Consider the following 22,880-nt stretch of genomic DNA (forward strand, 5'->3'; position numbering starts at 1 on the left):
TAATTTTACAAATATATGCGTAAGCGTTACATTAAAAAACGTAATTTCCGTAAGAATAAATACAGATTTCTGCAAAATAAAAAAGAGAGCTAAAAGCTCTCTTTTTTATTTTTATATCCTTTTTTATTAAAAAGGTAAATCGTCTGGTTCGTTAGCTGATAAATCTGGAGCTGGTTGAAACTGATCTACAGGTGGTGTATTTTGAGCAGCAGCTTGTGCTAAGCTTTCAATTCTCCATCCTTGAACAGAGTTAAAGTATTTTGCAACTCCTTCTGGGTTAATCCATTCTCTACCTCTTAAATTAATAGAAACTTTTACATCTTGACCAACAGCATAAGTATTTAAAATATCACATTTATCCTGTACAAACTCAATCATGATCATTTGTGGATATTGCTCATCAGTAGTTACAACTAATTCACGTTTTCTAAATCCGCTAGCTCCAAATGTTTGTGCTTCGTTAATTAATTTAATCTTCCCTATAACTTCCATTTTCTTATCTATTTAATTAAAAGTACTTTCCAAGCACTCTCTACATCATTACTCTTTAAATAATCTTGTGCAAATGTATGTTTTTTTTCAGTTGAAAGCGAAACATATTTTGGGTGTTCTACGGCAAAGTTATTAACACTTTCTTCACTTGGCAATTGCTCTACATTACCTAGCATACCTAAATTATTACCTGTTAAAACAGCACTATCTCTAATTTCTGTTGGAATTTGATCTACTCCAATACCTAGTGTAGAAATTGGTTTAGGTATCTCAAAAAAACCATCTCTAGCACGCGTATAATAACTACCTCCTGCCCTAGCGACTAAATCTATTTTGTGTTGATCTATACTTCCGTCTTCTGCTAAAACAGCTTCATTAACATGTAATTTAACTACTTCACAAACTATTAAATTACCAGCTCCACCTTCGGTTCCTGTATAAATAATATCTGTTACTTTACATTCAAACTGCACTGGCGATTCTGCTACTCTAAAAGGTTTTACCTCTTCAGATGGTAACATTGTAAATCCTGCCTTTTCAAACTCATTTACTCCTTTAGGGTACATTGTACTACTTAACGACATTTGCTGTACAATATCATAGTTAACAACATTAATCACAACCTCTTTAGTATCTTCAGCATTATCTAAAGTATGTTTTGTTTTATTACCTCTTACACTTCGTGCTGGAGAAAAAATTAACATTGGTGGGTTTGCTCCAAAAACATTAAAAAAACTAAAAGGTGATAAATTCGGGTTTCCATCTTTATCAATTGTACTTGCAAAAGCAATTGGTCTAGGCGCAATAGCTCCTAACAAATAAGCATGTAATTTACCTACTGGTAACTCTTTTGGATCGAGTGTTAACATATTGTTTTTTTTTAGTGTAAATATACTACGCTTTTACAAATTAAGTTATTCTACATAATAGTTTATATTTGGCTAATGACATTTTTCAATAATACTTACTGGATAAAACGAATTATTGTTTTTACTTCTTTAATAATTGTTTCATTTATTTTATGGAACACCTACGTATTTTTTCAAAAATTTAAAGAAGAAGAAAGAGGCAAAATAAAAATTTTCGCAGCTGCTTTTAAAGAATTAGCTTCAAACCCTGATTTAAATGAAAACACCAATTTAATTAATAAGGTTTACCAAACGATTGAAAATGTACCTACAATTCTTGTTAATAAAGATGGAACTATAGATATACATAGAAATTTAGATTCTATAAAATCTAAAAAAACAATATATTTACAAGAGCAGTTAACAGTAATGAAAGGACAGAACGATCCTATTATTATTGAATACTTTGGAATTACTCAATACTTATATTACAGAAACTCTGATTTACTATACAAGCTAAAATATTACCCTTTAGCATTACTGTTAATTTTAGGGCTCTTTTTAACCATTGTATATATGGTTTATAAATCTAGTAAAGTAGCTGAACACAATAAGCTTTGGACAGGTATGGCTAAAGAAACAGCACATCAAATTGGTACTCCTTTATCTTCTTTATTAGGTTGGATCGAAATTTTAAGATCTGAAAATGTTAATGAAGAATATATTATTGAAATTGAAAAAGATGTTGATCGATTAAGTACTATTGCCAATCGCTTTTCTAAAATTGGCTCTTTACCCAAACTAAAAAAATACAATATCGTTTCTGAAACAGAATTAGCTTTTAATTATTTAAAATCAAGAAGTTCTAAACAAATTAAATTCTCTTTCTCTTCGGATAAAATAGAACTTTCAACACTGCTAAATATTGAACTGTATGGTTGGGTTATAGAAAATTTAATTAAAAATGCTATTGATGCTATGCAAGGAAAAGGTAGCATTAGTTTGACTATTAAAGAAACAAATAAACTTGTAAAAATTACTGTTACCGATTCTGGTAAAGGAATTAACAAATCGCAATTTAAACAAATATTCAAACCTGGGTTTACTACAAAAAAACGTGGTTGGGGATTAGGTTTATCACTTTCTAAACGTATTATTGAAGATTATCACAGTGGAAAAATATTCGTACAAAAATCAGATTTAGGAAAAGGAACTTCTTTTGAAATTCAATTGAATAAAATATAAATAACTTATTTTTTAATCATTTATACCTTTATTTAATTGTAGTAATAGGAGTACCTTTAATACCTGCATAAAAAACAATTATTTCAGCAGACTCATTTTCATTATTTTCTCCATAATGCCATTTATCTACTAACTCAACAATTGGATCACCAGCATTTAAATATAATGTATCCTTACTTTCACTAATAACCTTTAGCTTCCCTTTTAATAAAACACCTGCATTAATCTCAGAATGTTTATGTAATTCTAATTTTGTTTTAGCTGGAATTGTTATCTTTAAAATAGTAATTTCTGGTTTACCTTCAAGGTATTTCGGAAGTGTATCTCCATTCCAACTATTAGATGTCTTAACTAATGTTACTACTTCTATTTTCGTTGATTTTGTTTTACACCCTAATAAATAGATTGCTGTAAAACATAATAGTATAATTTTAGTATTCATTTCTTGTTTTTAAATAAATTTACCTTACCTATTTATTAAACTTCACATCAAAAAGGGCTTAATACATTATTCAAAATTACTAGAAATTGCTTTAGTTACTTCAATAAATTCTTCATTAGATAATTTTACTTTTTCTATAAACTGAATATCTGCCATTGTATTTAAAGGAATTAAATGCACATGTACATGCGGCACTTCTAATCCTATTACACTCATACCAACACGCTTGCATGGAATTGTTTTTTCGATAGCTTTTGCTACTCGGTAAGAAAAAGACATCAACTTACTATATTCTTCTTTCGATAAATCAAAGATTTTGTTTTCTTCTCTTTTAGGAACAACCAACGTATGCCCTTTTGCATTCGGATTAATATCTAAAAAAGCAATAAAATTATCGTTTTCTGCTATTTTATATGAAGGAATTTCTCCTGAAATTATTTTAGTAAAAATACTTGCCATGTTTCTTGTTTTATCGTTTAGTAAAAATAAAAAAAGCGTTGCAAATGCAACGCTTTTATCTAAAAATATTTTCAAAAATATTAGCGAGAAATATTCATAACTTCAAACTTCATAACTCCGTTTGGCACTTTAATTTCTGTAATATCACCTAAACTCTTTCCTAATAAACCTTTTCCTATTGGAGAATTTACTGACAGTTTTCCATTTTTAATATCAGTCTCAGAATCTGCAACTAAAGTATATGTAAACTCCATCCCATTAGTTGTATTTTTTAATTTCACAATAGAGTGGATTAATATTTTAGAGGTATCTAACTGACTCTCATCAATAATACGTGCACTCGCAACTACATTTTTAAGTTTAGCTATTTTAGTTTCTAATAAAGACTGCTCTTCTTTTGCTGCATGATACTCTGCATTTTCACTTAAATCTCCTTTATCTATAGCATCACCTATCTCTTGAGATACCCTTGGTCTTTCAGTATGCTCTAAATGTGATAATTCATCTTTTAATTTTTTTAATCCTTCTACACTATAATATGATACTTCACTCATAATTTTTTAACTTTAAAAATCTCATACCGATAGGAATGAGATTGCTTTACAAATATACAAAATATTTGTAAATTCGTAGCGTTAGAGATATAACTCTATTTTAAAACAATGAGAAAAATACTTTATTTATTAAGTTTAGTTACAGCTTTAAGCTGTAGTGACAACACAACTGTTAACGACTGTTTTAGAGGAATAGAAATGAATGCTATTGTAGATTTAACACTACCTGAATTTCAAGGGTTATTAGTTCCTAACGGAAGTTCTAAAAACACAATTCAAGGAAGAAATGTTTATCTTTTTAGAACAGGTAATAATAGCTACAAAGCTTTTGACAGACAATGTCCTGAAGCTAATTGTAGCGGTTTAATGATTTTTGACGGTATTTATATTACAACACCTTGCGATAGTGAACCATGTGATAATAAAAAGTATAATTATTTAGCCAATGGTGCACCAATTGACAATAAAGGTTGTGCTGCCCTAATGTACTTTGTTACTAAAATTAGTAATTCACAATTAAGAATATCTCGTTAATTGTATTTATACTATACTTTAGATTCTTATTTTTGCGGTAACAACAACACATTAAAATATTTATCTTGAAAAATTATTTTTCTTCTGACTTTAAATTGGGCGTTCTTGGTGGCGGGCAATTAGGTAGAATGCTACTTACTGAAACACAAAAATTTGATATTTATACTGTTATTCTAGACAGTAACGCTGAAGCTCCTTGCGCACAAATTTGTAATGAATTTCATCAAGGAGATTTATTTGATTTTGATACTGTTTACAACTTCGGAAAAAAAGTAGATGTATTAACTATCGAAATAGAAAATGTAAATATTGATGCGCTGGACAAGCTAGAAGCTGAGGGTTTAACTATTTACCCAAAACCTTCTAACTTAAGAGTAATTCAAAACAAAGCACTTCAGAAAAAATTTTATAGCAGCAACAATATTCCTACTGCTGATTTTTCTCATTATGCTTTCCTAGAAGAATTAAAACATTCATACGAGAATAATAGTATCGAGTTCCCTTTTGTTTGGAAAGCGGCACGATTTGGTTATGATGGTACAGGTGTAAAAATTGTTAGAAACATAAACGATTTAAATAGTTTACCAGCTGTAGAGTGTATTACTGAAAAGCTAATTCCTTTTAAAAATGAACTTGCAGTAATTGTTGCTAGAAATCCTAGCGGAGAAATTAAAACATACCCTGTTGTTGAAATGGAGTTTCATCCAGAAGCAAACCAAGTTGAATATGTAATTTGTCCTGCAAGAATTAATGATTCGGTAGCTAAAAAAGCACAAGAAGTGGCTTTAAAAGTAGCTGACACTTTAGACTTCGTCGGATTATTAGCTGTAGAAATGTTTCAAACTTCAACTGATGAAATTTTAGTTAACGAAGTAGCTCCTAGAACACATAATTCTGGCCATTACTCTATTGAAGCTAGTTATACTAGCCAATTCGAACAACATTTACGAAGCATCTTAGATCTTCCTTTAGGAAATACCGAAAGTAAGGTTGCAGGTATTATGGTAAATTTAGTTGGAGAAGAAGGTTACACAGGAGATGTTGTTTACCAGAACATGAACGAAGTTTTAAAAATTAATGGAGTTACACCACATATTTACGGAAAAAAGACAACCAAACCTTTTCGTAAAATGGGACATGTAACAATCGTTAATCAAGATATAAACGAGGCTCGAAAAATAGCACAACAAGTTAAAGAAACATTAAAAGTTATTTCTAAGTAAAATCCTTAAGAAATTGATCACAATTGCATTTTTACATACTTCGAATGTTCATATTGAAAGATTTGAAAATTTAGTGAAAAAGTTTGATAAAAACATTCAAACAAAGCATTATGTAAATGAAAAATTACTTAATTATGCTTTAAAAAATAGTCAATTAGATTCTGAAGGTTTTAAAAAAGAATTACAAAATATAAAAAAAATAAATCCAAATCTTATTATTTGCACATGTTCTACTTACGGTGAAGAATGTGATAACAGTAATGATATTAAGAGAATAGATTTCCCTATTACAAATTACTTAGTTTCAAAATATAAAAAAATAGCACTCGTTTATACTGCTAGTTCTACCGAGAGAGTAAGCAGCAATTTAATACAACGTATTGCTAATGATAAAAACAAAGAAATAGAAATACTAATTTGCGATTGTTCTGAATCTTGGATTCATTTTGAGAATAATAATTTTGAAAAATACGAAAAGACGATTGCTTCTAAAATAAAAAAAGTAGCAACAAAAGCGGATGTTGTATTTTTAGCGCAAGCGTCAATGGAAGGAGTAAAAAAGCATCTTTTAAATTTAGGTATAGAAATTTTTTCAAGCCCTGAATTTGGTATTAAAAATTATTTAAATAAATAAAAAACATACACAACAACACATAATTATGGTAGGAATTATAATGGGAAGCGATTCAGATCTTCCAATCATGCAAGAAGCAATTGATATTTTAGAAAGTTTTGATATTCAAATTGAAGTAGATATTGTTTCTGCACACAGAACACCTGAAAAATTAGTTGAGTATTCTAAAAACGCACATACTCGTGGTTTAAAAGTAATTATCGCGGGTGCTGGTGGAGCTGCTCACTTACCAGGAATGGTAGCAAGTATGAGTCCATTACCTATAATTGGAGTACCAGTAAAAAGTAGAAATTCTATTGATGGGTGGGATTCTGTTTTATCAATATTACAAATGCCAGGAGGTGTTCCAGTAGCTACAGTTGCTTTAGATGGCGCAAAAAATGCAGGTATTTTAGCTGCTCAAATTATTGGAGCTTCTAATAAATCTGTATTAGATAAAATCATTGCATACAAGGAAGGTTTAAAACTAAAGGTTGAAAAAGCTTCAGAAAGAGTTCGTAAATAAAACCGAACACTAAAAAATCATCAAACCTCATCAATTTTAATATTGACGAGGTTTTTTTAATCCGATTAACCACTTCGCTATCTGTTTTTATGTAAAACTGAAATAAATTCAGCTTTATATTGCTAAATTTTTCATTATTTTTACTTTTTTATTCATTTTAAAACGCACCTATTTAATGAATCCATTACTACAAGATTTTAATACGCCTCCTTTTTCTAAAATTACAAATGCTGATTTTAAACCAGCGATTGAAGAAGGAATAAAAATAGCAAAATCAGAAATTGATGCAATTGTAAACAATTCTGAAGATTCAACTTTTAAAAATACCACTGTTGCTTTAGACTTTACAGGTGAAAAATTAAATAAAATTACATCAATTTTCTTCAATTTAAACTCAGCAGAAACTAATGATGAAATTCAAGAAATAGCAAAAGAAGTTTCTCCTTGGCTAAGTGAATTTAGTAATGATATGATTTTAAATGAAGCATTGTTTAAAAGAGTAAAAACAGTTTACAATACTAAAAACAGCTTAAATTTATCACCAGAGCAAACGATGTTGTTAGAAAAGCAATATAAAAGTTTTGCTAGAAATGGTGCTAATTTAAATGATACTGATAAAATTGAATTACGTAAAATAGATGCAGCCTTATCTAAACTTTCTTTACAATTTGGTGAAAATGTATTGGCAGAAACCAATGCTTTTGAAATGCACTTAACTAACGAAAATGATTTATCAGGATTACCAGAAAGCGTAAAAGAAGCGGCAAAAGAAGTAGCAAAATCAAAAGAAAAAGAAGGCTGGGTATTTACTTTAGATTACCCAAGTTATATTCCTTTTATGACCTATGCTGATAATAGAGAATTACGTAAGAGCTTCGCTATATCGGCTGGTAAAAAAGCCTTTCAAGATAACAAATACAATAATGAACAAATTGTTTTAGATATTGTAAAGCTTCGTTATAAAAGAGCTAATTTATTAGGGTATAAAACGCATGCTCATTTTGTTTTAGAAGAACGAATGGCTGAAACACCCGATAAAGTTTTATCGTTTTCTAATGATTTATTAGCAAAAGCCAAACCAGCTGCACAACGTGAGTTTACTAATTTAGAAACTTACGCTAAGAAGTTAGATGGAATAGATCAACTTCAAAAATGGGATGGCGCTTACTATTCAGAAAAACTAAAGAAAGAACTTTTTTCTTTAGACCAAGAACTACTAAAGCCTTATTTTAAATTAGAAAACGTAATTGACGGTGTTTTTGAAATAGCAAGTAGATTGTTTGACCTACAGTTTGAAGAAATTACTTCTATAGATAAATACCATGAAGATGTAAAAACATACTCAGTTACTGATGTGAAAGGAAATTTCATTTCTCATTTTTATGCAGATTTTCATCCAAGACCAGGAAAAAGAAACGGTGCCTGGATGACCTCTTACAAATCACAACAAATTAAAAACGAAATTAATGAGCGACCACAAGTTTCAATCGTTTGTAACTTCACAAAACCGACAGAAACTAAACCATCTTTATTAACATTTAACGAGGTTACTACGTTATTTCATGAGTTTGGACATGCACTTCACGGAATGCTAGCTAACACAACTTACAATAGTTTATCAGGAACTTCAGTTTCTTGGGATTTTGTTGAATTACCAAGTCAGGTTTTAGAAAACTGGTGTTACGAAAAAGAAGCATTAGAGTTGTTTGCTAAACATTACGAAACAGGTGAAACCATTCCGATGGAATATGTAAAAAAAATAAAAGAATCTGCTAGTTTTCATGAAGGAATGCAAACTTTACGTCAGTTAAGTTTTGGTTTACTAGATATGCAATGGCATGGTGGTGAATCACCTGAAAAAATCACTTCAGTTAAAGAATTTGAATCAAAAGCTTTTGCTGATACTCAATTATATCCTGATGTTGCCGAAAACTGTATGAGCACAGCTTTCTCTCATATTTTTCAAGGAGGATATTCTGCAGGATACTATTCATATAAATGGGCTGAAGTTTTAGATGCCGATGCTTTTGAGTATTTCTTAGAAGAAGGAATCTTTAACAAAGAAGTTGCCGATAAATTTAAAGACAACGTTTTATCTAAAGGTGGTACAGAAAAGCCAATGGAATTATACAAACGTTTTAGAGGAAAAGAACCTAAACCAGATGCGTTATTAAAACGTGCTGGATTATTATAATAATTACAAAAGCCTTTCGAAATTCGAAAGGCTTTTCTTTTATAACTAATCTAGCAAGCATAAAAAATAAAACTTTATTTTTTAACGTACTAAGGTTCTATATTTTTTTTTGGAAAAATTTAACAAACATTCACAACTTAAAAAAGCAATTATAAATTACTTTTGCTTTTCGTTTACATAAAAGATAAATGATTTCAAAAAACAATAATATACTAAGTAAAATAACATCACTCTTTTTGGTGTTTTTACTTATGCTTCCTATTATTGTTAAAGCTAGTCATGAGCATAAAGATGAAGGCCATCAAAATTGTAAAGAAAAATTAACTCATTTACACGAGTATGAAAATGAACATTGTGATGTTTGTTACTTTTCTTTTGCTTCATTTAACTTATCGCCTAAAACTTTTATACAAGTACTCGTTCTTACCACTAACAAAACGATTATTGATAATTACAAATCGATTTCTTTATCTTTTTGTTATTCTTCAATTAAAAGACTAAGAGCACCTCCAGTAATTTCTTAAGTATTTTTTTCTTTATTTCTATACAAACCATATAGAACACATATGTCTTATAATTAATTTTATAAGAGCATTTAATAGATATATTTTAAAACTTACCTCATTCAATAAACCTGTAATTAAATACTAAGTTATTTCATTACAAACCTGAACCATCCATTTATTTATTACAACAATGACAAGACTAAGCCTAAGTGCTTTATTTTGTGTATTGTTTCATACACTACTTTTTAGTCAACACACACATAGTGTTACCATAAAGGTAATTGATGAAACAACACAGAAAGAGCTACCCAATGCCCACGTAAATATTGGCTTAAAATATGCATATACAAACTTAAAAGGTACTACTACTTTTTACAAAATATCGACTAAAAATAAACAGCTAAGCATTACTCATGTAGGATACATCTCTTATAAGAAGCTATTTAATTTCGCTTCAAACACACCTGTTATATCAATCGTTCTGAAACAAGAGAACTCGGTCTTAAATGAAGTGATTATTGCACAAAAGCATAAACAAACTTCTGTAAAACTCTCTAAAAACAAACAAAAGGTAAGTAAATTATTTTTAGCAAAAAACAGAGATAACAGCTTAATGCAAACGCTAAAAAACATACCTGGAGCTAGTGCTATAACAATTGGTTCTGGGCAATCTAAACCAACAATAAGAGGATTAGGTTTTAATAGAATTGTTGTAGTTGAAAACGGAATAAAACATGAGGCTCAACAATGGGGAGCTGATCATGGTTTAGAAATAGACCAATACAATATAGATAACATTGAAATTACCAAAAGAGCAACATCTTTAATGTATGGATCTGATGCTATAGCTAGAGTAATTAGTTTAAAAAACAACTTATTACCTAATGTAAACTCTTTTTCTAGAGAACTTAATCTTACCAATAGAAGCAAGAATAACACATGAAGATTATGGTGATTACCATTGTCAAATTTCAGTAATAGATATTACTGGATGGCAAAGCAGAACTTCTGTTGATCTTAAAATTTAATAATTGAAACTCAAAACATGACCCAATGATAAAAACGAACAATCTAACCAAAAAATATGGCGATTTTACGGCATTACATAATTTAAATATAGAAATAAAAGAAGGTGAAATTTTTTGCTTACTCGGAGCAAATGGAGCCGGAAAATCAACAACTATAAATTTATTATTAAATTTTATTACACCTTCTTCTGGAGAAGCTTCTATTAATGGATTAAATGTTGCTAATAATGCAAAAAAAACAAAATCTTTTTTAACCTATATACCAGAAAATCTAATGCTCTACCCTACACTAACAGCATTAGAAAATTTAGATTATTTTTTAGGAATTGGAGGTAACAAATTTTCTAAAATAGAATTAGAATTCTTTTTAGAAGAAGCAGGTTTACAGCAAGAAGCTTTTCATAAGCGAATCCAATATTTCTCTAAAGGAATGAGACAAAAAGTAGGTATTGCCTTGGCTATTGCAAAAGATGCTAAAGTATTATTATTAGACGAACCTACATCTGGTTTAGATCCAAAATCAAGTAATGAATTTGGAAAACTCCTAAAAAAAATGAGAGCAGACGGAGTAGCTATACTAATGGCAACACACGATATTTTTAGAGCAAAAGATATAGGTACACATATTGGCATCATGAAACAAGGAGCCTTAAAACATTCTTTTTCTAACAGCGCTGTATCGCTTCATGAGTTAGAAAATTTATATCTAGAAACCATGAATTTAAATGAAGAAGTAAAATGATTTTATATATAATAAAAAAAGAATTTAGAGAAATATCTAGAGACGGACGTTTTAAAATATCAATAGGTATTGTTTTAGCTTTATTGGTTACTGCTATTTTGGTTACTACTAATCAATATAAAACTACCATCAATCAATATAACAAAGCAAAAAATAGTGAACGAACCGTTTGGGAATCTCAAGGAAAAAAAAATCCACATTCTGCCGCTCATTATGGAAATTATGTGTTTAAACCCAAATCGCCATTATCCCTAATAGACCAAGGTGTAGATAAATATACTGGAGTTTCAATATTTTTAGAAGCCCATAGCAGAAACGAAGCATTGTTTAGTGATGCCACAGATCAAACTACCTTATCTCGTTTTGGAGAACTAACCCCCAACTTTATTTTACTATATATACTCCCTCTAATTATTATTTTAATAGGGTATAATACTTTTACTAAAGAAATAGAAGGAAATACGTTCTACATTTTAAAAAGTCAAGGAATAACTGGATGGAAATTACTATTAGGTAAATGGGTTGCTACATTAATCCCCGCAATAGTTATTACAACATTATTATTTATTTTTGGAGGTATTATATTTTCTAATATTAAAGATTATGGAGTTCTTAATTGGAAAGCATTTGGCATGCTTTACCTTATTTACCTTGTTTACTATTTAGTTTTTACTAATATAGTTTTACTAATATCTTCTTTAGTTAAAAAATCAGGAGTAGCTTTAGTTACTAGCTTATTCTTTTGGATTTTAGCCTGTTTTATTGCCCCTAAACTAGCTAGTAATATAGCCGATACTAAATACCCATACCCAACCCTTCAAGAATTTTCTGAAAAAGTACATCAAGAATACAAAAAAGGATTAGATGGACATAGCCCATCGAGTAAACAAGCAAAAAAATTAGAAAAAGAAATTCTTAAAAAATATAATGTAGATAGCGTACACAAGCTTCCCTTTAATTTTAGTGCCTATAGAATGCAAAAAGGAGAAGAACAACAAGCAGAAATATACGCTAAACATTATGGTTTATTAAAAAAAATAGCTATAAAACAAAATAATGTTTATAAAACATTAGCCATAATTTCTCCTTTCTTGCCTACACGATTTTTATCAATGTCAATAGCAAAAACCGATTATCAATACCATTGGAATTTTTCAGAAGCTGCAGAAAAGTATAGAATTGAAACACAACGATTTTTAAATGGAACTACCGAAAAAAACTCTAAATATAGAGAACGCTATATCGCTCCTGCTGATACTTGGGCCAAACTACCAAAATTTAAATACGAAGCACCTTCCTTTTCAGAAACTTTTAAGGAGAATTTACCTTTACTCTTAATACTATCACTTTGGTTTGCAATTACAGCTGCTATATTAATATTCACTAACAAAACTTATTAAACATGTTTACACATAATTTTAAACACGAACTAAAAATTCTGTTACGTAGTAAATGGCTCTTAATATTATTTTTCACCATTTTAGTTACATTTTTATATGCTGGTTATAATGGAAAGCAAAAGACCAATAAACGAATTTCTAATATTGAAAAAATAAATAGTATTGTTAAAAAGAAGGATACAAAAATGCTACAGGCATTAGATTCTATAGAAAAAGGCTTTAAAAAAAATGACGGTAACCCATGGAGAGCACCTACACGACCTATGACAATTGGGCAATCACACCCAAGGGTAGCTTCAATGCCACCGCAAGCACTGTCGTTTCTTTCTACAGGTCAAAGCGATTTGTACACAAACTACATACAGCCTAAAGCTTATGGAGATAGTTTTTTATTAAGCTACACCGAATTATCTAATCCAGTTCAATTACTTTTTGGAAGTTTTGATCTTGCTTTTGTAATTATATATATACTACCACTTATCGTTATTGCTTTTAGTTATAATATATTTTCTGCAGAAAAAGAGTACGGCTCATTAAAGTTATTAGCTTCACAACCTGTATCTGTATTCATATGGTTTTTTCAAAAAATTAGTTTCCGTTTTTTTTGGTTAACTATAATTACTTTAACTGTTTTAACGATATCATTTGTAATTAATAATTTCGATTTTAGCACAAACTTTTCTATATATATAAATACTATTTTACTAGTTATAGCCTATCTACTTTTTTGGTTTTCTATTGTTTTTTTAGTAAACATACTCTTAAATAATTCTGCAAAAAATGCCGTAAGTTTATTAGCTATTTGGGTATTTATCATTTTAATAATCCCTGCCTTAATAGGGCAATTAGGAAATACCTTTTACCCAATTCCTTCTAGAACAAAATTAATTAGTGAAGTGAGAGAATTGAAAGATGAAGTATCTAAAAAGCAAGATAAAATTTTAGATAATTATTTAAGAGACCATCCAGAGTATGCAACAAACACAGCTACAAATTATTCTTTTTGGCATAAATACATGGCGTCGCAAGATTTGGTAGAAGATGAACTTAAACCTCTAATAGATACATATGAACTACAATTAAAAAACCAGCAAAAATGGATTCAAAAATGGCAATACATTTCACCTGCTATTGTTTTGCAACAAACATTTAACGCTATAGCTGGTACTTCTACGCAACATTATCAAAACTATAAAGAGCAAGTAAGTAGTTTTTCTAAAGAATGGCGAAATTTTTTCACACCTCTTTTATATAAAAACGAGTTATTTAGTACTAGTTTATACAACAAGTTACCTACGTTTAAGTACCAACAACCAAAACCTTTTTCTATTGTTAAAAAATTAATCATACTACTAACTTTTTCATTCTTTTTATTAATCACAGGGTGGTGGTTTTTTAAAAGAAAAATAAAAAAAGGAGTTCTAATTTAACTAAAAAAAAGCCCCAATTATTAAGCTAATGATTGGGGCTTTTTTTTAATGAAATAATTCAGAACTTTAAAAAGTCTATTTTCTAAAAAAACGAATAGTTTTTACTTAATTTTCTTGCCTGTATAATTTGTAATATTTTATACTAAAAATCACAAAAAAAGCATATTATTAAAAAGTAGTGTTAATTTATTATTTTTGGCGTTAATTTATTAACTCTTTATTTTTTAAATATGAAAAAACTATTACTTATTCTTCTTACAATTTGTTTAGTTGGATGTTCTTCAAATGAACCTCTAACTCCTTTAAAAGGTTTTTTAAAACTTGAGATTGACAAAATTCCAAGCGAATATGAAAACAACTACAACTTTACAGATTTAAACATTGATGTTTACTTAAATAAACAAGATTACCTAGATGAAGTAAATAAAATATATTCAGGGAATTTTAATTCTGAAGGAAAAATTACTATTTCTGAAAACTTAGAATATACCCAAGTTTACTTCGTTGATATTTATACAAATGACAACCATTTAAGTAACTGGACATACACTGATTTAAATCTAAAAAACGGTAGCGATGGTAATATTTTAATTACTGCTGGTAATGGTGATTATTCTGGTACTATTTTATTACAAAAAGAATCTAGAATTTTAATTGGAGAATGGAATTTTACTGGCTATGATGGGCATAATCACGCTGATCATGATAGAACAGAAAAAACTAAACTTATTATTAATAAAGATTTTTCAATGAGTACTTCTGAAAATTACAAAACTATAAATTATACTGTAAAGTACGAATACCAAGGAAATAGCGTAAAATACATATCTACAACACCTTCTGACGATCAGTATCCTTACTCGGGTGCTAGTGCTAGTTCTGGAGGATTAAAAAACCCTAATGGATTAAGTATAGGCTATGACCCAGAATTGAAATTTATTCATTTTCATGATTATGCTGATGAATTTCTTCTATTCTCTAAATAAATATTAATTTTTTACTCTTTGCCTCAATCTACTTGCTCATATACTTTGTAGCTTGTAGCGTTTGACGCTTTAATAAACATCCAAGAAAATTTTGCTAACGATGTTTAGCTAGGTTTTCTTGGTTTTTTTTTACTTGAATCATAAAAGGCTGTTCTATTTTATCTTTATCATAGACAACTTCAATTACTTGGACTCATTTTTCTGAACATTATCCTACATATTTATTCTCTATTAAAACAGTACGAAATAAATAATTACACATATTATTCTGCAACAACACTTGTAATATAAATTGGTATTCTCAACTTCCTAGAAAGGTTTTCAGAAACACGTTAATCACTTTAACTATATATTTCAAAATTATTTTTTTTTTAAATAAACAATCTTTATTCAAAGAAAGCGTTCAATACTCTAAACACATTAAATGAATTATTTGTAAATTTTTAGTTAAATTTTCATCAAAAAAACACTATTCTTTTTCAATCAATAAATTTAACTGTTTTAAAAAAAAAATAATTAATAACAAAAATTTAATCATTCTATTATGAAAACCCTTCAAATTTATTTAATCGCATTTATTACTTCGCTAATGTTCTTTTATTCATGTCAAGAAGAAACAACGGCTAATATAGATGACACTGTCCTTACAAATTCTAAAAAAAATAACCCTGAAGAAGCTTACCCAGGATTAACTGGTGATTTACATTCTTTATATTATGGAAGTCAAAATGTTAAAGTACAGAAAATCGAAAATACTTATGTTTTAGATGGAGACATTCTTTTTTCTATTGACGAATTAAAAGAAACTCCAAGTGCCATTGGTGAACCTTCTATTTCCAAACTATCTAACAGATCTGTTGGTAGAACTGGAGGAAGATGGCCTAACAATACAGTTTATTATTCTGTAGAATCATCTTTAGCAAATAAAAATCGTGTAACTACTGCTATTGCTCACTGGGAAAGAAATACTGCCCTACGATTTGTACAAAGAACAAATCAATCTGATTATATTTATTTTAAAACTAGTACAGGATGTTCTTCTTCTGTTGGTAGAGTTGGCGGACGTCAATCTATTAATCTAGCACCTGGATGTTCTACAGGTAATACAATACATGAAATAGGGCACGCTGTTGGACTTTGGCATGAACAAAGCAGAAGAGATAGAGACGACTATATAACAATTAACACTCAAAATATTAAAACAGGTAAAAAAGGTAATTTTTTAACTTACGCGCAACAAGGGAGGGATGGTGATGAATATACCTCTACATTAGACCTTGGTTCAATAATGATGTACGGATCATTTTTCTTTTCTAAAAACGATCAACCGACTATTGTAAGAAATAATGGTACTACGTTTAATGTTCAAAGAGATGGTCTTTCTGCTCAAGATATAACTGGAATAAACCAAATGTACCCTGCTTCGACAGGAGGTAATATTTGCGATGGTGTTCAAGCATATGTAAGAGGAAGAAGTTATTCAGTTGGCTCACGCGTAACATACCAAGGTTCTTTGTACGAAAGAAAAACAAGCTCGTGGGATAAAATTGGGCAATGTAACTAACAAACATTGATCATAGTTAAACCAAATTAATATAAAAAATAGATATTACCATAAAAGGTAATATCTATTTTTCATTACAGGTATCTTTTCAACTTTCTTAAACATGAAAATATTATCTCCCTAATTTATACAAATTAAATACTATTCTTAGCCTCAATCCACTTACTCATATATTTTGTCGCTTGTAGTGTTTGATGTTGTAATAAACTTCCAAAAAAATTCTGCTGACGATGTTTAGCTAAGTTTTCTTTGAGTTTTTTTATCTGATTCATAAAAGGCTGTTCTATTTTATTTTTATCATAAATAGTATTGATAATTTCTATTCCATTAAATTGAGATTGCTTCCAGAATTCTTCATTAGAATATAATTCAACACTACGTTCTGAAAACTCTTTAAAATTATCTTCAATAAAACCATTCCAAGATAAATCACCACACATTCCCTCTGCCCCAATAGTTGTTGTAACACTTGGTGTTCCACAAATCATTGCTTCCGTAAGTTTCCCTTTAATTCCTGCTCCAAAACGAATAGGAGCTAACACTACTTTTGCGTTTCTCACAACCTCCATTGCATCTTCTGCAAACCCCTTTACAATAAAACCTTCTTTTTTATTATGTAGTTGATTTATTTGCTGGGTTGCATAAGCTCCGTAAATATGAATTTCTGCTTTTGGTAGTAGCTTTCTTATTTCTTTCCACAAATAATTTTTAAGTTGCAAAACAGCATCTACATTTGGTGCATGAAAAAAGTTTCCTATAAATACAAAATGCTTTCTTTCATTAAAAGACTTCCACTCATTAATTACCTCATCATTAACCTTATCTAGTAAAAAAGGAAGATGACACAATAGGTTCGCATCTATTTTAAAAACTTCTTTCAATAATTTTATCTCATAAAATGAAATAATTAGACTTATATCACAACGCAAAATTGAAGCTATTTCTCGTTTAGCATCACTTGAGTCTAATAATACCTCATCAGAAAAATTTTCTCCTTTTTTTAGTTGCTGATGACGTGTTTTTCTTAAAAAATGTAAATCTTCAGTATCTAAAATACGTAATGCTTCTGGACAATTCTCAGCAACTCTCCATCCAAATTGCTCTTCCATCATAAAACGATCGAATACTACAATTGACGGATTTAATTCTGTAATAAAATCATCAAAAGAAGCCGAGTTTAATTGAATTGAAGCCTCATTCACTTCTATTTCTGTTAAATCTACTGCTTTTTCACTCTTTTGTGCTGGTGAAGCAAACGTTACTTTATAATTATTCTTTAAAAACAATTCAATTAATTGTAACATTCTACTTCCTGCAGCAGAAGAATTTGGCTCTACCCAAACATACCCGATAATTAATAGTTGTTTCATATGGTTTCAAAGTTAAAATAATTAATGCTATTTATTCATATAAAGTAATCGAAAACATACTTCAGCAAATCAACTTTTATGTGTAATTTTGCACTTATTATTCTGAAAAACAAAATATAAACTGATAGAAACATAAATTTTATCAGATATACATAAATAATAAAAACACGACTTATGAAATACGATTTAATCGTTATTGGTTCTGGTCCAGGTGGATATATTGCTGCCATTAGAGCCGCTCAATTAGGATCTAAAGTAGCAATCATCGAAAAATATTCAACTTTAGGTGGTACTTGTTTAAATGTAGGATGTATTCCTTCAAAAGCATTACTAGACTCTTCTCATCACTATTACGACGCTGTGCATCATTTTGAAGAGCATGGAATTTCTGTAGAAAAACCATCTTTCGATTTTGAAAAAATGGTAGCTCGTAAAGCTAAAGTTGTAGAAACTACAACTGGTGGAATTAAATATTTAATGGACAAAAACGCAATTACTGTTCATGAGGGTTTAGGTTCTTTTGAAGATGCTACACATGTAAAGGTTGCTAAAAATGATGGAACTTCAGAAATAATTGAAGGAACAAATATCATTATAGCTACAGGTTCTAAACCATCTACTTTACCTTTTATTTCTTTAGATAAAGAACGCGTTATTACTTCTACTGAAGCATTAAAACTAAAAGAAGTTCCTAAACACCTACTAGTAATTGGTGGTGGAGTTATCGGATTAGAATTAGGTTCTGTTTACAAGCGTTTAGGTGCAGATGTAACAGTTATTGAATATGCTCCGAAAATCACTCCTACCATGGATGCTGATATTTCTAAAGAACTTCAAAAAGTTTTAAAGAAACAAGGTATGAAGTTTAACACTAGTCATGGTGTAACTTCTGTAGAAAGAAATGGAGACGAAGTAATCGTAAAAGCAACCAACAAAAAAGGTGTTGAAGTTGAGTTTAAAGGAGATTATTGTTTAGTTGCTGTTGGTCGTAAAGCTTTCACACAAGGTTTAGGTTTAGAAAAAGCAGGTGTAAAACTTACCGATAGAGGTATGGTTGATGTAAATGATCATTTACAAACAAGCATTTCTAATATTTATGCAATTGGTGATGTTGTTCGCGGAGCAATGTTAGCACATAAAGCAGAAGAAGAAGGTGTTGTTGTTGCTGAATTTTTAGCAGGACAAAAACCTCATATTGATTATAACTTAATTCCTGGTATTGTTTACACATGGCCAGAAGTTGCAGCTGTTGGTAAAACAGAACAAGAGTTAAAAGATGCTGGAATTGAATATAAAGCTGGTAAATTTTCAATGCGTGCTTTAGGTCGTTCTAGAGCAAGTGGAGATACTGACGGGTTTGTTAAAGTATTAGCTGATAAAAATACTGATGAAGTATTAGGTGTTCATATGGTTGGTGCACGTGTTGCAGATTTAATTATGGAAGCTGCCGTAGCAATGGAGTTTAGAGCTTCTGCAGAAGATTTAGCAAGAATTTGTCATGGTCACCCAACATATTCTGAAGCTATTAAAGAAGCTGCTAAAGCTGCTTGGGATGGTAAACCTTTAAATGCTTAATACAAAATATTAAATATACTTTAAAAAGCAATCTCGTCTGAGATTGCTTTTTTTTGTTACCCCTAATTTTCTTTAGAAAATCTCGTTAAGTATAAAAACAAAAAAGCCTTGAAGAAACTCAAGGCTTTTTTTATATAATTAAATATACTATTCAGTTAACGTTGCTCCGCTTGCAGTAACGCTTCTATCAATTTTACGCATTAATCCTTGTAATACTTTACCAGGACCAACTTCAATAAATTCAGTACCCCCATCAGCAATCATCGCCTGAACACATTGCGTCCATTTTACTGGTGCTGTTAATTGTAGCATTAAATTTTCTTTAATCTCGGCAGGATTCGTTACAGCTTTTGCTACTACATTTTGATACACAGGACAAGTTGGCTCATTAAATGTAGTTTCTTCAATAGCTTTTGCTAATTCTTCACGAGCAGGTTCCATCATTGGTGAATGAAATGCTCCACCAACAGGTAAAACTAAGGCTCTTCTTGCTCCTTTTTCAGTTAAAACTTCACAAGCCTTTTCTATCGCTTCAACTTCTCCTGAAATTACTAACTGACCAGGACAATTATAATTTGCAGCAACTACAACCCCATCAATTTCAGCACAAACATCTTCAACTACCTTATCATCTAAACCTAAAACAGCCGCCATTGTTGAAGGCTTAATTTCACATGCTTTTTGCATAGCCAACGCTCTTTTCGAAACCAAGGTTAATCCGTCTTCAAAAGATAATACTCCGTTTACAACCAAAGCTGATAATTCTCCTAACGAGTGCCCCGCAACCATTTCTGGTTTAAAATCATCTCCTAACACTTTTGCTAAAATTACTGAATGTAAAAATATTGCTGGCTGTGTTACTTTTGTTTGTTTTAACTCTTCAGGAGTACCCTCGAACATAACATCAGTAATACTAAAACCTAATATATCGTTAGCTTTTTCAAAAAGTTCTTGAGCTAATGGAGAGTTTTCATATAAATCTAATCCCATACCTGTAAATTGCGCTCCTTGACCTGGAAAAATATATGCTTTCATTTTGTTTCGTTGTTTGTTTATTATAGTGCAAAAATAATCATTTTTATTTGTAGCCATTTCTTTCTTTTAATTATAAATTATTTAGGTGTTTTTTAGTGTCATTTTTATTAGTGAAAAACTATTTTATTAAGAAAAAAAAAACACTATTTTCGTTTCATGACAGCACAACAAAATTCACAAGCACAACTTATTTATTTAATTTTAGCTGCTTTATTTATTGCCTCTTTGGTAACTTCTAATTTAATATTTCAGAAGTTTTTTTACTGGGAACCTTTTAACTTATATCGTTTTGAAATTTCAGTTGGTATTTTACCATATCCTATTACTTTTTTAATTACGGATATTTTATCTGAGGTTTACGGAAAAAAGAAAGCAAATCAAGTCGTTATTGCAGGAATTTTTGCATCTTTTTTTTCGATGTTAATTATTATTGTTGCTGACTATGCTCCTGCTTTAAACAATTCACCAATAGATAACACTACTTTTTCTAAAGTATTTGGGTTATCTCCGTTGGCAGTTTTAGCATCTATGCTAGCTTATTTATTTGCACAATTTATTGATATTCGTATTTTCCATTTTTGGAAACACTTAACTAAAGGGAAACACTTATGGCTACGTAATAATTTTTCTACTTTTTTCTCTCAATTTATAGATACTTTTACTGTCTTATTTTTATTGTGTTCTTTTAAAATACTTCCTTGGAATATTTTTACGGGTTTATTAATTAGTGGTTTTTTATTCAAAATAATAGTAGCCGCTTTTGATACCCCTATTCTATATCTTATTGTATTTTTGTTTAGAAAAAAATTCAACTTAAAAGTTGGTGAAGAAATACCAACTTTTAATTCTTAAATAAAATTATGTCAAGTAAGTTTTTCTATCATATATTCAAAAATCAATTTTCTGCTTCAGAGCAAGTCGCAATTTATTTTAATTTAATTGTAAACTTATTTATCCTTGCTATTTTAGGGTATGTATTTTTTAAAATATTTCGTTATTTTGGAAGTCAGTTTGTAAAAAAAGTAGCTGCAAAAACAAAAACAAATTTTGATGACTTATTAATTAAAAATCGTGTGTTTTTAAATATTTCAAGAATTCTTCTTTTTGTTATTCTTTACGGGCTTTTATCATTTCTTTTAACAGATTTCCCTGAACTATTAAAATATGCTGAACGTGTTATTAATGTTGCTATTGTATATTCTATAATCTGGTTTATTAGAAGTATTTTATTAACAGTAAAAGATTCTTTAAGAAACTTAACTGCTTTTAAAGACAAACCTCTTGAAAGCTACGTTCAAACTTTTATGATGATCTTATGGATTATTAGCTTCATAATATCTTTTTCTATTATTACAGGAAAACCACTTATTCGTTTTTTAACAGCTTTAGGTGCTTTTTCTGCCGTATTACTACTTATTTTTAAAGACACAATTTTGGGTTTTGTAGCCAGTATACAAATCTCTGTAAACGATACAGTACGTTTGAATGATTGGATTACGATGGATAAATACAATGCTGACGGAAATGTAACTGCAATTAATTTAGCATCAGTAATCGTAAAAAACTTTGACAATACAGTAACTAGCATACCTACATATTCATTAATTTCTGATTCTTTTAAAAATTGGAGAGCTATGGATAATTCTGGTGGTCGTAGAATAAAACGATCTATCTTAATTAAAATAAATAGTATTGATTTTTTAACGGATAAAGATGTTGAGCATTACAAAAAAATAGCATTACTAACGGACTATGTTACGAATGCATACAACGATGTTACAAAATATAATACAGCACACAATATTGACAAATCTTTATTAATAAATGGTAGAAACCTAACCAATTTTGGTATGTTTAGAAAATATTTAGATGAATATTTAAAACAACATCCAAAAATAAATCAGGAGTTACTTTTTATGTCTCGTCAACTACAACCAACAGCAAACGGAATTCCATTAGAAGTGTATGCTTTTTGCAAAAACAAATCTTGGGCTGTATACGAGAGAGACATGGCTGATATTTTTGACCATATTTTAGCTAGTATAAAATACTTTAACTTAGAGGTATTCGAAAATCCATCGGGAACTGATATTTTAACTATTAAAAAGTAAGCG

23 protein-coding genes are annotated in these 22,880 nt (G+C 29.6%); 16 read left to right on the plus strand and 7 right to left on the minus strand.

Annotation, left to right across the window (positions count from 1 at the left end):
- Window positions 1-126 precede the first annotated feature (126 nt).
- On the minus strand, window positions 127-492 hold the full coding sequence (locus CXF68_RS01010) for a DUF3127 domain-containing protein (RefSeq protein ID WP_101042507.1): 366 nt from the start codon (window positions 490-492) through the stop codon (window positions 127-129).
- 8 nt (window positions 493-500) lie between these two features.
- Complete coding sequence (locus CXF68_RS01015; protein ID WP_101042508.1) at window positions 501-1,361, minus strand: flavin reductase family protein; 861 nt, start codon at window positions 1,359-1,361, stop codon at window positions 501-503.
- 75 nt (window positions 1,362-1,436) lie between these two features.
- Between CXF68_RS01015 and CXF68_RS01020 the strand changes: the two genes are divergently transcribed.
- Window positions 1,437-2,585 (plus strand): HAMP domain-containing sensor histidine kinase, encoded by a 1,149-nt coding sequence (locus CXF68_RS01020; RefSeq protein ID WP_101042509.1) that lies wholly within the window; start codon window positions 1,437-1,439, stop codon window positions 2,583-2,585.
- A gap of 28 nt (window positions 2,586-2,613) precedes the next feature.
- On the opposite strand, the gene CXF68_RS01025 is transcribed toward CXF68_RS01020, so the two are convergent.
- The 3 genes from CXF68_RS01025 to greA all read right to left on the minus strand — a co-directional run bounded on the left by CXF68_RS01025 (window position 2,614) and on the right by greA (window position 4,040).
- Complete coding sequence (locus tag CXF68_RS01025) at window positions 2,614-3,027, minus strand: cupin domain-containing protein (RefSeq protein WP_198553737.1); 414 nt, start codon at window positions 3,025-3,027, stop codon at window positions 2,614-2,616.
- A 66-nt stretch (window positions 3,028-3,093) separates the two neighbouring features.
- Window positions 3,094-3,486, minus strand: a complete 393-nt coding sequence (locus CXF68_RS01030; RefSeq protein WP_101047278.1) for an HIT family protein — start codon at window positions 3,484-3,486, stop codon at window positions 3,094-3,096.
- A gap of 80 nt (window positions 3,487-3,566) precedes the next feature.
- Complete coding sequence (gene greA / locus CXF68_RS01035; protein WP_101042510.1) at window positions 3,567-4,040, minus strand: transcription elongation factor GreA; 474 nt, start codon at window positions 4,038-4,040, stop codon at window positions 3,567-3,569.
- A 108-nt stretch (window positions 4,041-4,148) separates the two neighbouring features.
- Here greA and CXF68_RS01040 point away from each other — a divergent pair, with 108 nt between their 5' ends.
- From CXF68_RS01040 to CXF68_RS01095, 12 genes are all read left to right on the plus strand, one after another.
- Window positions 4,149-4,574: a hypothetical protein gene (locus CXF68_RS01040; RefSeq protein ID WP_101042511.1), complete on the plus strand. Its 426-nt coding sequence runs from the start codon at window positions 4,149-4,151 to the stop codon at window positions 4,572-4,574.
- A 65-nt stretch (window positions 4,575-4,639) separates the two neighbouring features.
- Window positions 4,640-5,797 (plus strand): 5-(carboxyamino)imidazole ribonucleotide synthase, encoded by a 1,158-nt coding sequence (locus CXF68_RS01045; protein WP_101042512.1) that lies wholly within the window; start codon window positions 4,640-4,642, stop codon window positions 5,795-5,797.
- 13 nt (window positions 5,798-5,810) lie between these two features.
- Window positions 5,811-6,431 carry a hypothetical protein gene (locus CXF68_RS01050; protein WP_101042513.1) on the plus strand — a complete coding sequence of 207 codons (621 nt, stop codon included), beginning with the start codon at window positions 5,811-5,813 and terminating at the stop codon, window positions 6,429-6,431.
- Window positions 6,432-6,456: 25 nt separating this feature from the next.
- Entirely contained in the window at window positions 6,457-6,936 is a 480-nt protein-coding gene (gene purE / locus CXF68_RS01055) for a 5-(carboxyamino)imidazole ribonucleotide mutase (protein ID WP_101042514.1), read from the plus strand.
- A gap of 175 nt (window positions 6,937-7,111) precedes the next feature.
- Complete coding sequence (locus CXF68_RS01060; protein WP_101042515.1) at window positions 7,112-9,130, plus strand: M3 family metallopeptidase; 2,019 nt, start codon at window positions 7,112-7,114, stop codon at window positions 9,128-9,130.
- A 188-nt stretch (window positions 9,131-9,318) separates the two neighbouring features.
- The gene (locus tag CXF68_RS01065; protein WP_101042516.1) at window positions 9,319-9,654 is read left to right on the plus strand and encodes a hypothetical protein; all 336 of its coding nucleotides are present in this window, start codon (window positions 9,319-9,321) and stop codon (window positions 9,652-9,654) included.
- A gap of 172 nt (window positions 9,655-9,826) precedes the next feature.
- Window positions 9,827-10,579: a TonB-dependent receptor plug domain-containing protein gene (locus CXF68_RS01070; protein WP_101042517.1), complete on the plus strand. Its 753-nt coding sequence runs from the start codon at window positions 9,827-9,829 to the stop codon at window positions 10,577-10,579.
- 110 nt (window positions 10,580-10,689) lie between these two features.
- Window positions 10,690-11,406 (plus strand): ABC transporter ATP-binding protein, encoded by a 717-nt coding sequence (locus CXF68_RS01075; protein WP_101042518.1) that lies wholly within the window; start codon window positions 10,690-10,692, stop codon window positions 11,404-11,406.
- Window positions 11,403-12,806, plus strand: a complete 1,404-nt coding sequence (locus CXF68_RS01080) for a DUF3526 domain-containing protein (protein ID WP_101042519.1) — start codon at window positions 11,403-11,405, stop codon at window positions 12,804-12,806. The genes CXF68_RS01075 and CXF68_RS01080 overlap by 4 nt, the downstream gene beginning before the upstream one ends.
- A 2-nt stretch (window positions 12,807-12,808) precedes the next feature.
- Window positions 12,809-14,236, plus strand: a complete 1,428-nt coding sequence (locus CXF68_RS01085; protein ID WP_101042520.1) for a DUF3526 domain-containing protein — start codon at window positions 12,809-12,811, stop codon at window positions 14,234-14,236.
- A 230-nt stretch (window positions 14,237-14,466) separates the two neighbouring features.
- Complete coding sequence (locus CXF68_RS01090; protein ID WP_101042521.1) at window positions 14,467-15,222, plus strand: hypothetical protein; 756 nt, start codon at window positions 14,467-14,469, stop codon at window positions 15,220-15,222.
- 544 nt (window positions 15,223-15,766) lie between these two features.
- Complete coding sequence (locus CXF68_RS01095; protein ID WP_232771592.1) at window positions 15,767-16,786, plus strand: M12 family metallopeptidase; 1,020 nt, start codon at window positions 15,767-15,769, stop codon at window positions 16,784-16,786.
- 134 nt (window positions 16,787-16,920) lie between these two features.
- On the opposite strand, the gene CXF68_RS01100 is transcribed toward CXF68_RS01095, so the two are convergent.
- Window positions 16,921-18,156: a glycosyltransferase gene (locus CXF68_RS01100; RefSeq protein WP_101042522.1), complete on the minus strand. Its 1,236-nt coding sequence runs from the start codon at window positions 18,154-18,156 to the stop codon at window positions 16,921-16,923.
- Between the two features lie 174 nt (window positions 18,157-18,330).
- On the opposite strand from CXF68_RS01100, the gene lpdA reads away from it, so the two are divergent.
- A complete protein-coding gene (gene lpdA, locus CXF68_RS01105) occupies window positions 18,331-19,731 on the plus strand; it encodes a dihydrolipoyl dehydrogenase (protein ID WP_101042523.1) in 1,401 nt (466 codons plus the stop codon).
- Window positions 19,732-19,878: 147 nt separating this feature from the next.
- On the opposite strand, the gene fabD is transcribed toward lpdA, so the two are convergent.
- A complete protein-coding gene (gene fabD / locus CXF68_RS01110) occupies window positions 19,879-20,766 on the minus strand; it encodes an ACP S-malonyltransferase (protein WP_101042524.1) in 888 nt (295 codons plus the stop codon).
- Between the two features lie 156 nt (window positions 20,767-20,922).
- On the opposite strand from fabD, the gene CXF68_RS01115 reads away from it, so the two are divergent.
- Window positions 20,923-21,618, plus strand: coding sequence for a queuosine precursor transporter (locus CXF68_RS01115; protein WP_101042525.1), 696 nt, complete (start codon window positions 20,923-20,925; stop codon window positions 21,616-21,618).
- 8 nt (window positions 21,619-21,626) lie between these two features.
- Entirely contained in the window at window positions 21,627-22,877 is a 1,251-nt protein-coding gene (locus CXF68_RS01120) for a mechanosensitive ion channel family protein (protein ID WP_101042526.1), read from the plus strand.
- Window positions 22,878-22,880 lie beyond the last annotated feature (3 nt).

The organism is Tenacibaculum sp. Bg11-29, assembly GCF_002836595.1.
In the GTDB taxonomy this organism is placed as follows: Bacteria; Bacteroidota; Bacteroidia; order Flavobacteriales; family Flavobacteriaceae; genus Polaribacter.